The sequence below is a fragment of the Hymenobacter arizonensis genome (genome assembly GCF_900115775.1).
In the GTDB taxonomy this organism is placed as follows: Bacteria; Bacteroidota; Bacteroidia; order Cytophagales; family Hymenobacteraceae; genus Hymenobacter; species Hymenobacter arizonensis.
Window position 1 is genome coordinate 234,069 of record NZ_FOXS01000002.1, and the last position, 11,993, is coordinate 246,061.

Genomic DNA, 11,993 nt, shown 5'->3' on the forward strand with positions numbered 1-11,993 from the left:
GAAAAGGGATGGTCGTTCAAGGAGGCGCCTCACCCCCCGGCCCCCTCTCCGAAAGAGGAGAGGGGGAGGCAGACGATTCCACAAGCAGCATGATGGGCTCCCCCTCTCCTTTTCGGAGAGGGGGCCGGGGGGTGAGGCGCCTCCTTGAACAACTAAACAGCTAAACCGTCCTCTTTCTTACTGCTGGCTTAGTGACTAGCCGGCACCAAGTCGCGCACCAAATACTCGGCAATCTGCACGGCGTTGGTGGCGGCGCCTTTGCGTAGGTTGTCGGCCACCACCCACATGTTGAGGGTACGGGGCTGGGTCTCGTCGCGGCGCAGGCGGCCCACTAGCACGGCGTCTTTGCCGTGGCTGTCCTTGGGCATGGGGTATTGATTTTGGGATGGGTCGTCGACCAGCTCCACGCCGGGCGTGCGGGCCAGGATGGCGCGCACATCTGCCAGTTCAAACTCCCGGGCAAACTCCACGTTCAGCGACTCCGAGTGGCCGCCCATTACGGGGATGCGCACGCAGGTGGCCGTGACACGGATGCTGTCGTCGCCCATGATTTTCTTGGTCTCGTTCACCATCTTCAACTCCTCCTTGGTGTAGCCGTTGGCCTCGAACACGTCGATGTGGGGCAACACGTTCAGGTCGATGGGGTGCGGGTAGGCGGGGTTACTGGCGGTTTGGCCGGCGCGCTCTTCCAAGAGTTGGTCCACGGCTTTTTTGCCGGTGCCGGTCACGCTCTGGTAGGTGCTCACCACAATGCGCTGCACCTGGTACACCTTGTGCAGCTCGTTGAGGGCCACCACCATCTGGATAGTGGAGCAGTTCGGGTTGGCAATAATTTTATCCTCGGGGGTGAGGGTATAGGCGTTCAGCTCGGGTACCACCAGCTTCTTGGTAGGGTCCATGCGCCAGGCCGAGGAATTGTCGATAACGGTGGTGCCCACGGCGGCAAAGCGCGGGGCGTGCTCTTTGGAAACCGAGCCGCCAGCCGAGAAGATGGCAATTTCGGGCCGGGCCGCAATGGCGTCGTCCATGCTTACCACTGGGTACTGTTTGCCCATAAATTCAACCAGCTGGCCCACCGATTTGGCCGAAGCTACGGGCAACAGTTCGGTCAGGGGAAACTGGCGCTCGGCCAGCACTTTCAGCAGCTCGGTACCGACCAGGCCGGTGGCTCCTACAATAGCGAGTTTCATGGAATAAGCAAAAAATGAAAAAAGCACCACGCTCGGGCGCAAACACACAAATGTCGCCACAAATGGACTACTTTCGATGTTGCGGCGGCGCATTCCTGTTCTTATCTACTTCTACTTCAATTCTTGAAACACCTTTTACTGCTCTTGCTGCTATTGCCGGGTTTTGCCCACGCCCAGCTGCGCGACGACTTCGCCGACGGCAACTTCACCGCCAACCCCGCCTGGACCGGCGACGCCGCCAGCTTCCAGGTAACGGCCCAGCAGCTGCAGAGCAATGGCCCCGCCACCACCGGCACCCAGCTGCAGCTGAGCACGCCCTGCCAGGCCAACACCGGCACCGTGTGGGAATTCTGGGCCAACCTGAAGCTGGCCACCAGCTCCACCAACCTCGCCGATGTGTGGCTGATAGCCTCCCAAACGGACCTCAAGAGCCCAGCCAACTCGGGCTACTTCGTGCGCCTCGGCGGCACCGACGACGAGGTGAGCCTCTTCCGCAAAGACTCGACCCGCAGCCCCGTCCTCGTCATTGACGGCCTGAACAACACCCTGGCCAGCACCACCAACAACCTGGTGCGCGTGCGCGTGACCCGCAGCACCGCCAACCGCTGGACCCTGGAGCGCGACCTCACCGGGGGCCGCACCTTCGTGGCCGAAGCCGCCCAACCCACCGACGCCACCTACCAACGCAGCGTGGCCGTGGGCATGTCGCTGCTCTATTCTTCGGCCAATAGCCGCAACTTCTACTTCGACGACTTTGCCGTGACCGACGCCACGGCGCCGCTCCTGCTGCGGGCCCAGCCCCTGGATGCGCGCCGCGTTAACGTGCTCTTCAACGAGCCCGTGGCTGCGGCCAGCGCCGCCCTGCGCGCCAACTACCGCCTGCAGAGCGGCGCCGTGCCGGCCACGGCCCAGGTGCTGGCCACCAACCCCGCGGTGGTGCAGCTAACCTTTGCTGCCGACGTGGCCCCGACCAACGTGCTGGAAGCCCGCAACATTGCCGACCTCTACGGCAACGTGGCCGCTGGCCCGCTCACGGCTACGTTTTCGGCCCCGCCGGCCCTTCCGCAGGTGGGCGATTTGCTTATCACCGAGATTTTTGCCGACGAAACGCCGCAGGTGGGCCTGCCGCTTTCGGAGTATGTGGAGATTTACAACCGCAGCGCCCGCGTGCTCAACCTGGGCGGGGTGCGTTTTACCAAGCCCGGCAGCACCACGGCCGCCGTGCTGCCTGATACGGCCCGGCTGCTGCCCGGCCAGTACGCCATTGTGTGCGGCAGCACCCGCGTGCTGCAATTTGTGACCTACGGCAAGGTGTACGGCCCCACCAACTTCCCTACTCTCAACAACGGCGGCGACCAGCTGGTGCTGCGCAGCCGCGACGGCCGCACCCTCTTCGAAGTGAGCTATTCCGACACCTGGTACCGCGACGCCCGCAAAAAGGACGGCGGTTGGAGCCTGGAGATGATAGACGCCAACAACTACTGCGCCGGGGCCAGCAACTGGACCGCCAGCACCGACCCCACCGGCGGCACGCCCGGCCGGGCCAACTCGGTGCGCGCCGCCAACGCCGACGCGCTGCCGCCCAGCCTGCTGCGCGCCGTGGCCCTCGCCCCAAACACCGTGCGCCTGTACTTTTCGGAGAAGCTCGACAGCGCCGCGGCCGCTACCCTCAGCCGCTACGCGCTGCCTGCCCCAGGCCCGGCTGTTACGCGGGCCGCACCCGTAGCGCCCGATTTTCGGCAGGTCGACCTGACCTTGGCCGCACCCTTGCAACCCAGCCGCGCCACCACCCTCACCGTGCAAACGGCCACCGACTGCGCTGGCAACGCCAGCGGCCCGCTGCAGTCGGCCCGCTTTGCCCTGCCCGAGCCCGCCGCCCCCGGCGATGTAGTGGTGAACGAAGTGCTGTTTAACCCGCGGGTGGGCGGCACCACGTTCGTCGAGCTCCTGAATCGCAGCCAGAAATACGTCAACCTGCAAAACAACCAATTCACGAACGGGCTGGGCATCAGTACCTCTACCCGGGTAATCACCACGGCGCCCTATGTGCTGGGGCCGGGAGAGTTGGTGGCCATCACGCCCAATGCCGATGTCCTGTCGGCCCAGTACCCCACCAGCTTCAACCCGGAGGCGGTGCTGGTCGGCCCCCTGCCCACGCTTGATGACAAGGCCAGCAGCGTGATTCTGCTGGATGCGCGGGGCAACACCCTGGACCAGTTTGCCTACAATAAAACCATGCACCTGAGCCTGCTGGCCACTCAAGAGGGCGTTTCGCTGGAGCGCATTCGGGCCAACGGGCCCAGCCTGGGCAGCAATTTCCACTCGGCGGCCGGGGCGGTGGGCTACGCCACGCCCGGCCGGACCAACTCGCAGGCACAGGACGCGCCCGGCGGCAACCAGGAGCTGACCGTGGAGCCCGAAGTCTTCACGCCCGACGACGACGGCCAGCAGGACTTCGTTACCCTGAGCTACCACCTCGACCAGCCTGGCTACGCGGCTTCCGTGACGGTGTACGACGCCCTGGGCCGCCTCACGCGCCGCCTCGTGCGCAACGAGACTGTGCCGACCGACGGATTTTTTCGGTGGGATGGCCTCGATGACCGGGGCCGCAAGGCTACCGTGGGCTACTATGTATTGCTGGTCGAGCTGTTTCGGGCCGGCAGCGGCGAGAAGCGCGAATACAAGAAAACAGTGGTGCTGGGCGCCCGCTTTTAGCGCGGCACCGGGCGGCGTGGCCGCGTGCCCCATTAAACCCGGGCCCGCAGCTGGGGTCAGAGTAGCCATGAGCAGCACTCAGCAACTTCAGCACCTCTACTGGCGGGCGGGCTTCGGGCCCCGGCCGCAGGATGTCGCCGCCGGCCTCAGCATGCGCAAAGCCCTGCGACAGCTGCTGCGCGACGCGGAAGCCTATGAGCCTTTGGCCGCTCCCGACCTCACCCACACCGAGCCCCAGGGAGTGGTGATGAGCGAGCCAGCCCCCGGCTACCAGCCCGTGCCTGATGGCGCCGCTACCACGCTTCCCGACCAGCCGCTGACGCCAATGCGCCCCCGCTCGGCCCTGCGCGGCGGAAGCCTGGCGGCCGGCGTGCCCCGCCTGCGCCGTGCGCCCCTCACCCCCGAGCAGCGCCGGATGCAAAACGTAGGCATCCGCGAGGCTTACGTGAGCATGAGCACGGATTGGATGAACCGCATGGCTACCTCGCCGGCGCAGCTGCGCGAGAAAATGACGCTGTTCTGGCACGGGCACTTTGCCTGCCGGGTGCGCCAGCCCGCCGCCGCGCTCAGCCTGCACAATACCACCCGCAAGCACGCCCTGGGCAAGTTCGCCGACCTGCTGCTGGCCGTGAGCCAGGAGCCGGCCATGCTGCAATTCCTCAACAACCAGCAGAACCGCAAGGCCCAGCCCAACGAGAACTTTGCCCGCGAAGTGATGGAGCTGTTCACGCTGGGCCGCGGCCACTACACCGAGCAGGACGTGAAAGAAGCCGCCCGGGCCTTCACCGGCTGGGGCTACGACGCGCAGGGCAACTTCAAGTTTCGGGAGCGCGACCACGACGCGGGCCCCAAAACCTTTCTGGGCCGCACCGGCAACCTCACCGGTGAAGACGTGCTGCAGCACATTCTGCAGCAGCCCGCCGCGGCCACCTTTCTGGTCACGAAAGTGTACTGCTTCTTTGTGAACGAAGTGCCCAACCCGGCGCACATTGAAGCGCTGGCCGGGGCCTTCCGGCAAAGCGGCTACGACATTGCCGCCCTGGTGGAGCGCCTGTTTTCAGCCGATTGGTTCTACGAGCCCGCCAACCTGGGCACGCACATCAAGTCGCCGGTGGAGCTGCTGGCCGGCCTGCGCCGCACCCTCAACCTACAGTTCGACAACGACAAGCCGCTACTGGGCTACCAGAAAGCCCTGGGGCAAACGCTGTTTCAGCCGCCCAACGTGGCCGGCTGGCCGGGCGGCCGCAACTGGATAGATTCCTCGTCGCTGCTGCTGCGCCTGCAGCTACCAGCCGTTCTGTTTCGCAACGCCGAATTTGCCGTGGCCCTCAAGCAGGACGAAAACGACATCGCCCCCAACCTAACCAAAACTGAGCGTACCGTGCGCCCCGGTACCGGCACTCACCTGCCGCTGGCACCCCTGCAACAGCTGCTGGGCGCCACGCCCGCCGCCCAGCACCCCGAGAAGCTGAGTGCCTTCCTGCTACAAACGCCCATTCGGCCCGAAAACCTGCACCTCGTGCAACAAGCAGCCCTGAACAAAGAGCCCGCCGAGGCGCTCCGCACCACGCTGATAAGTCTGCTGAGTTTGCCAGAATACCAGCTGTCTTAACAGAACAAAACTCCCCTCCTTTTTTCAAGGAGGGGATGCTGGCGCGAAGCGCCAGCTGGGGTGGTGAAGTCGTTGAACGACACCCGAACGATGCCCTGACATTTCTACCATGAGTCGTTCGCCCATCGTTCAACGACTTCAACCACCCCAGTCCGAGCCTGGCGGCTCGAACATCCCCTCCTCATCTGAGGAGGGGAGCTTAATTACTTCTTCCTTATGGCTGCTACCCGTCGCGAATTTCTCCGCACCTCCGCCCTGGCCAGCTCGCTGCTGCTGGTGCCCAAGTTTCTGCACGCGCTCGACCGCGGGCCTGGGCTGGCGCGCCTGGCCGATGCGCCCGGCGCGCGGCGGCTCATCGTAGTGCAGCTCAGCGGCGGCAACGACGGACTGAACACCGTTATTCCTTACAAAAATGACCTGTACTACAAAGCGCGACCCACACTTGGCATCCGGGAAGCCAGTGGCATCCTGCCCCTGGAAAAAGACCTGGGCCTGCACCCCACGCTAAAAGGCCTGAAGGGCCTCTACGACCAGGGCCACCTGGCCGTGCTCAACTCCGTGGGCTATCCCAACCCCGACCGCTCGCACTTCCGGGCCATGGACATCTGGCAGAGCGGCTCCGGCGCCGACCAGGTGGTGAGCACCGGCTGGCTCGGCCGCTACCTCGACTCAGATTGCTCCGATTGCCAGCTTCCCTACCACGCCCTCGAAGTCGACGATACCCTCAGCCTGGCCCTCAAAGGCGCCACCCGCAAGGGCCTGGCCTTGAAAAACCCCGGCAAGTTTCACCAGCTCACCCAAAACCGCCTGCTGGCCAAGGTGAGCCAGCAAACCGCCCCCGCCCACCACGCCCAGGTAGACTACCTCTACAAGACCCTGGCCGAAACCGCCTCCTCGGCCGAGTACCTCTACGACAAGTCAAAAATCTACAAATCCAACGTAGCCTATCCGAATTCAGAGTTCGGCAAAAACCTAAAGACCACCGCCGAGCTCATCAACTCCGGCGTCGAATCGCGGGTGTACTACCTGGCCCTGTCGGGCTTCGACACCCACGTGCGGCAGCAGGAGCAGCAGCAGCGCCTGCTAGCCGACCTCGGCGACGGCCTCGCCGCGCTGGCCCACGACCTCCAGCAGCACAACCAGTGGGACAATACCCTAGTGCTGGTGTTCTCCGAGTTTGGCCGCCGCGTGGGCCAGAACGCCAGCAACGGCACCGACCACGGCACCGCCAACAACGTGTTTCTGCTCGGCGGCGGGCTCCGCAAAAAAGGGGTTCTGAACGATGCCCCCGACCTGGCGAATCTCGACCAGGGCGACCTGCGCCACCAGGTCGACTTCCGCAGCATCTACGCCACGCTTCTCCGTGACTGGCTGGGCGCCGACGATGCGGCCATTCTGGGCACCGGGTTCGAGCACCTGAACGGACTGGTATAAGGGAAGCATGAGCGGTGCAATCAACGGCCTTTTTCTAAGCTCTTCTATATCATTTTGAGCTGTCTGGCCGTAGAAAATGCATCTTTCAACCCTTTAAGTTATTCCTGCTATGAAACCCATATCACCCACCATGCACGGCGTGCTCGACTATGCCACGTGCGCATTTTTTGCCCTCGCCCCCAGCCTCTTTAACCTGCAAGGCACCTACGCCACCGTGTGCTACGTGCTGGCCGGTGGCTACCTCGTGATATCGCTGCTCACCAACATGCCGCTGGGCGTGGCGCGCGTCATTCCGTTCCCAGTGCACGGCAAGCTGGAGCTGGTGAGCGGCCTGGTGTTCATTGCCTCGCCTTGGCTGTTTGGCTTCGCCAATGACAACGAGACGGCCCGCAACCTATTTGTGGCCGCCGGCGTGGTGTTCCTAATCGTGTATTTCCTCACCGACTGGGTCGGCAACACCCGCTCTGCCAATGACAGCCAGACCATTTCAGGTGCAGGCACGCGTCGCCCCGGCGTAGCATAAGGCTCTTTAGATTTTGTATTTGCTGCAAAGCCCGGTCTCCCCACGGAGGCCGGGCTTTTTGCTGAACTTCCGGTAAGCTCCTGGTGGACAAGAAGTCTGCTTAGGAAAATAGGCTTTCCGCCAAAAAGCCGTCATGATGAGCCTGCGAAGCATTGCTTCGCAGGCTCATCTCATCGGTCGAACGCTGCATCTACTAACTGGCGCACGGCGCGGCGGGTATCGGCGGGGCGCTCCACGAAGCTGAGGTGGCCCACGTTGGCCAGCCATAGCACGGTGCAATGGTCGGGCAGCAGGCTTTCCTCGTGCGTTTTTTCGGGCGGCACAGCCTTGTCCTCTTTGCCGGCGATGAACAGGACCGGGTAGGTGGCTTTTTCGAGCACCGGGCGGCGGTCGGGCCGCTGGCTCATGGCGTCGATGCCGCCCAGGGCCACGGCCTGGGGCACGGCCGCGGCCAGGCTTTTGAGCAGGGCCAGGTGGTGGGCCATCGATTCGCGGTGCTCGGCCGCAAACTGCGGCTGCAGAAACTCCTCGGCAAACGCAGCCACGCCGTGCTCTTCAATAAATGAACGGTTGCGCTGCCGGCGGGCCAGGTCTTCGTCGGTATCGGGCAAGGCCGTGGAATGCAGAAGCCCGAGCCCCGCCACCAGTCCGGGGTATTTTTCGGCGAAAGCCAGGGCCACGTAGCCGCCCATGCTGTGGCCCACCAGCACGGCCTGGCCCGCGCCGACGCGCTCCAATTCGGCGCGCACCGAAGCCGCAGCAGCTTCCAGCGAATAGTCTTGCTCGTCGGCCAGGGGCTGGCCGTCGTAGCCGGGCAAGGCAGGCAGCAGCACTTGGCAATCGTCGAAATAGTTAGCCGCAAAATCCGACCATATTTCGGGGCTTTCGAGAAAGCCGTGCAGGAAAACAACCACTGGTGGGGACGTAGTGCTCATAGGCCGGGGAATACGCGCCGAGCTAGGGCACTGTTGTTATAAATAACTGATGTTACGCAGTTTCGCCTTGATGGCGCGGGGATGTGACCCGTGTCTCCTATTTGTCGGCCTTTGGCTGACGGTCGTTGAACAATTCCAGAACGACTTCTGAACAATCACAAGGTAAATCGTTCTGGCGTTGCGGGCCAGAGGCCCGCAACCAGGAGACACGGGGCACAGCCCCGCGCCATCAAAGCAACACTGCGTAACATCAGTAAACAACATAAAGTATTGCCTCAAAACAGCTGCTGAGGTTATGAAAACGCAGCATTGGCAGCTCTCCATTCATGAAAGGCAACCTGTTGCCCTGCGGCCAGCGGCCCCAGCAGTGCCTGATTATTGCGCAAAGATTTTTCGTGCTTGTCGTGGGCTGGGTTCTGCATGCCCCTTCATCGACCTCCCCTGCACTCATTCAAAAATTTAGCTCTTGAAGGAGACCGCAGGACAATCGGGAGGAATGCATCCACTAGCTTACGCCTTTATTTCATTCGTCTACCCTATTGAAAAACCCATTTACCCGCCTTGCCACAACTGTGGTGCTGCTAGCCATGGCCTTCAACGCCTTGGCCCAGGCCCCGGTTACTCCCGCGGCATATGCAGGGCCGCGCTTCCCCGGCGGGCCCGATTCGTTGCGGGCCCTCGTTTATCGCAGCAGCCGGCTAATAGCACCTAGCTTGGCAAGGCGAGCGGTGGTGCAAATTGAACTGCAAGACGGCCAAAAACCCGTTAATTTCAAGGTTTTGGGCCCTCCCCAACCGGCCAAATCGGAGCTTGCCAAGGCTACCCAAGCAGCTGTGAGGTACCTGCAGGCCCAAATGCCCGCCTGGCAACCGGCACCACCGCAGCCGGAAGACAAACCAGGCAAAAACCCGCGCATGCTCATCGCCCTGAACTTCGCATCAATTCTAAGCGGCCAGCCCTACAGCTACGCCGACCAGGAGCCCGTGTTTCCCTACCTCGCAGGCCTGCTGCAGGACCAGCGCAATGCCAACTTCAAGAATAACCCCGAAGGAACTGCCGTCCTCGCCCAGATGGTGGCGGCGCGCAGCACCTATAGCAACCTATCAGACTACGCCCAGCGGCAGGTGAGGTACCCGGCAGCGGCATTGCGCGGCCAGCAGCAAGGCAAAGTGACTGCGTATTTTGAAGTAGCCGAAAACGGGGCCATCGAAAACGCCGAAATACTGACTTCAGCCAGTACTGCTCTTGATGAAGAAGTGCTCCGGGCCGTCAGGAGCCTGCGGCCGGCTAGCACGCCAGCCCTGTTGCGAGGCCAGCCCGTACGGGTTTTCTACGTCGTCCCTTTCACCTTTCGGATACAATAGCTCTGAAAATTTGCTATTTCCGGAATACCGCGCCGGCCAGCGCCAGCACGGCCCGCCGCGTTTCCTCGGCCTGCTCCAGGTACGACTGATGCCCGCTGCCTTCCAGAAACAGCGCGTGGGCCACGGCCGGCATGGCGGCCTGGCGCACGGCGTCCTCGAAGTGCACGGCTACGTCGTGTTTGCCGGCCACCATCAGCACCGGAAACTTGGCGTTGGCCAGCACCTGGGTGCGGTCGGGGCGGGCGGCCATGCCGCGCAGGGCCCCCGTAATGGTGGTTTCGGGCGTGGCTTTGCCGATTTCCTCCAGCAGGGCGCGGGCATCGTTGAGCTTGTCGCGGTTGACGGGCGCGAACAGCGGGCGCACGAACGATTCCATGAACTTGGCCACGCCGTGCCGCTCCACGAAACCGATGTTTTTTTCCCGGTTCTGGCGTTTCTCATCGGTATCGGCTAAGGCCGTAGAATTGATGAGGGCCAGTCCCGCCACCCGCTGGGGCCAGCGCTCGGCCAGGGCCAGGGCCACGTAGCCGCCCATGCTGTGGCACACCAGCAGCACCGGGTTAGCGCAGTCCTTCTGCCCCAGGTATTCGATGACGTGGCGGGCCTGGGCCTCCATCGAGAAGTCGGGCACCGGCGCCAGGTTGGTGCCGTGGCCGGGCAGGTTGGGCGCCAGCAGCCGGTAGTCGTCCGGGAAGGAACGGGTGAAGGCAGTCCATACCTCGCGGCTTTCGGCAAAGCCGTGGAGGAAGACGATGGTGGGCAGGTTCGACGGTGCTGGCATGGGGCAAAAGTAGCGCCTGCGTCTCAGCGGTCAATTTCTTTCGGAAATAACCCCTCGCCCTGCCCGGGAATCTATCCCTTGCGCAGCGACGACGCCCGCACAAATAGCTGCGGCTGCAGCACCACCTGCCGCTGCGAAAACGATGTACCCTCGGCCGCGACCAGTTCGGTAAATAGCCGGAACGCGGCCTGCCCCATTTCCTCGGTGCGCTGGTCGACGGACGTAATCATGGGCTCGGCCACCAGCGTCAGGGCCTCGTTGCTGAAACCGGCCAGGGCCACGTCCTGCGGCACGCGGATGCCGCGGCTTTTTAGCAGCTGCAGCGCCCCCAACACAGCAGAGTCGCCGGCCGAAAACACGGCGTCGGGCGGGGAAGAAAGCTTCAGCAGCTCGGCCATGCAGCCGGTGCCGCCCTCCAAAGTCATGTCGCAGTCCTTTATCAGGGTCTCATCGGGTTCGAGGCCGTAGCTCTGCAGGGCGTCGAGGTAGCCCTGGCGGCGGTTTTTGTAGATGTTCAGATGCTGCAGGCCGGCAAAGTGGGCCACGCGGCGGCAGCCCTGCTCGAGCAGGTGGCGCGTGGCCTGGTAGGCGCCTTCGCGGTCGTTGAGCAGCACGGCGTTCACGTTGTCGCCTTCCAAAATGCGGTCGAAGAAGACCAGCGGCACGCCGTGCTTGCGCACCTTCTCGAAGTGCCGGAAATCGACGGTAGTACGCGACACGGAAATCAGAATACCGGCGACCTGCGCACTGAGCAGGGTTTCGAGGTTTTTGCGCTCTTGCGCCACGTCTTCGCTCGACTGGCAGATAATCACGCTGAAGCCCGCCTTGCTGGCCGCCGTTTCGATGCCATGCACCACCGAAGCAAAAAAGCGGCCTTCGATGTAGGGCACAATCACGCCCAGCAGCTTGCTTTTGCCCTTGCGCAGGGCCGCCGCCAGGTGGTTGGGCTGGTAGTTCAGCTTCTTGGCCAGCTTGAGCACCGCCTGCTTGGTGGCCGGCCCAATGCTGTGGTGGTCGCTCAGCGCCCGCGAAATCGTGGTCATCGACACGCCCAGCTCCCGGGCCAGGTCGGCCATGGAAACGGGACTACCGGCCGCGCTGGGTTCTTTGGGTAGAGTTCGGCGTGAGGCCATTGTGGTTAAGCGAGGCATGCGATGAATCGTGTAAAGCTACTGAGAGTTCGCAGAAATACCGGCCTTCGGGAAGGCCCGTACGAAGGAGTTTAAGCACCGGTATCGGTGGGCCGGGCATTAGCGTTTCATTGGCTGGAAGGCCTTTGCTGCCCATTTCAGCTCGGGGCACGACCAAGCACTGCTGGTGAAGCCGACCGACTTTTGGTAGGGCATGCGCCTGGCAGCCATTTGAGAGAAGCGTTGGCAATGTAAAAAATAAATTACACAAACGATTGTGAATTTATATAACTTTGGTCGCACAGCAAC

9 protein-coding genes are annotated in these 11,993 nt (G+C 63.0%); 5 read left to right on the forward strand and 4 right to left on the reverse strand.

What is annotated here, in order from left to right:
* Nucleotides 1-188: 188 nt before the first annotated feature.
* Nucleotides 189-1,190, reverse strand: coding sequence for an aspartate-semialdehyde dehydrogenase (locus BMZ66_RS07505; protein WP_092670709.1), 1,002 nt, complete (start codon nucleotides 1,188-1,190; stop codon nucleotides 189-191).
* A 123-nt stretch (nucleotides 1,191-1,313) separates the two neighbouring features.
* Here BMZ66_RS07505 and BMZ66_RS07510 point away from each other — a divergent pair, with 123 nt between their 5' ends.
* The 4 genes from BMZ66_RS07510 to BMZ66_RS07525 all read left to right on the forward strand — a co-directional run bounded on the left by BMZ66_RS07510 (nucleotide 1,314) and on the right by BMZ66_RS07525 (nucleotide 7,474).
* The gene (locus BMZ66_RS07510) at nucleotides 1,314-3,905 is read left to right on the forward strand and encodes a lamin tail domain-containing protein (protein WP_143080101.1); all 2,592 of its coding nucleotides are present in this window, start codon (nucleotides 1,314-1,316) and stop codon (nucleotides 3,903-3,905) included.
* Nucleotides 3,906-3,972: 67 nt separating this feature from the next.
* The gene (locus BMZ66_RS07515; protein ID WP_177204637.1) at nucleotides 3,973-5,517 is read left to right on the forward strand and encodes a DUF1800 domain-containing protein; all 1,545 of its coding nucleotides are present in this window, start codon (nucleotides 3,973-3,975) and stop codon (nucleotides 5,515-5,517) included.
* Between the two features lie 216 nt (nucleotides 5,518-5,733).
* On the forward strand, nucleotides 5,734-6,951 hold the full coding sequence (locus tag BMZ66_RS07520; RefSeq protein WP_092670715.1) for a DUF1501 domain-containing protein: 1,218 nt from the start codon (nucleotides 5,734-5,736) through the stop codon (nucleotides 6,949-6,951).
* A gap of 109 nt (nucleotides 6,952-7,060) precedes the next feature.
* Entirely contained in the window at nucleotides 7,061-7,474 is a 414-nt protein-coding gene (locus BMZ66_RS07525; protein ID WP_092670717.1) for an SPW repeat domain-containing protein, read from the forward strand.
* A gap of 170 nt (nucleotides 7,475-7,644) precedes the next feature.
* Here BMZ66_RS07525 and BMZ66_RS07530 read toward each other — a convergent pair whose 3' ends face one another.
* Nucleotides 7,645-8,409, reverse strand: coding sequence for an alpha/beta fold hydrolase (locus BMZ66_RS07530; RefSeq protein WP_092670719.1), 765 nt, complete (start codon nucleotides 8,407-8,409; stop codon nucleotides 7,645-7,647).
* A gap of 539 nt (nucleotides 8,410-8,948) precedes the next feature.
* Here BMZ66_RS07530 and BMZ66_RS07535 point away from each other — a divergent pair.
* Nucleotides 8,949-9,773: an energy transducer TonB gene (locus BMZ66_RS07535; protein ID WP_092670721.1), complete on the forward strand. Its 825-nt coding sequence runs from the start codon at nucleotides 8,949-8,951 to the stop codon at nucleotides 9,771-9,773.
* A gap of 13 nt (nucleotides 9,774-9,786) precedes the next feature.
* Here BMZ66_RS07535 and BMZ66_RS07540 read toward each other — a convergent pair whose 3' ends face one another.
* Together BMZ66_RS07540 and BMZ66_RS07545 are read right to left on the reverse strand one after the other, a co-directional pair.
* Complete coding sequence (locus BMZ66_RS07540; protein WP_092670723.1) at nucleotides 9,787-10,554, reverse strand: alpha/beta fold hydrolase; 768 nt, start codon at nucleotides 10,552-10,554, stop codon at nucleotides 9,787-9,789.
* Between the two features lie 71 nt (nucleotides 10,555-10,625).
* Nucleotides 10,626-11,687 carry a LacI family DNA-binding transcriptional regulator gene (locus tag BMZ66_RS07545; protein ID WP_177204638.1) on the reverse strand — a complete coding sequence of 354 codons (1,062 nt, stop codon included), beginning with the start codon at nucleotides 11,685-11,687 and terminating at the stop codon, nucleotides 10,626-10,628.
* Nucleotides 11,688-11,993: the final 306 nt, after the last annotated feature.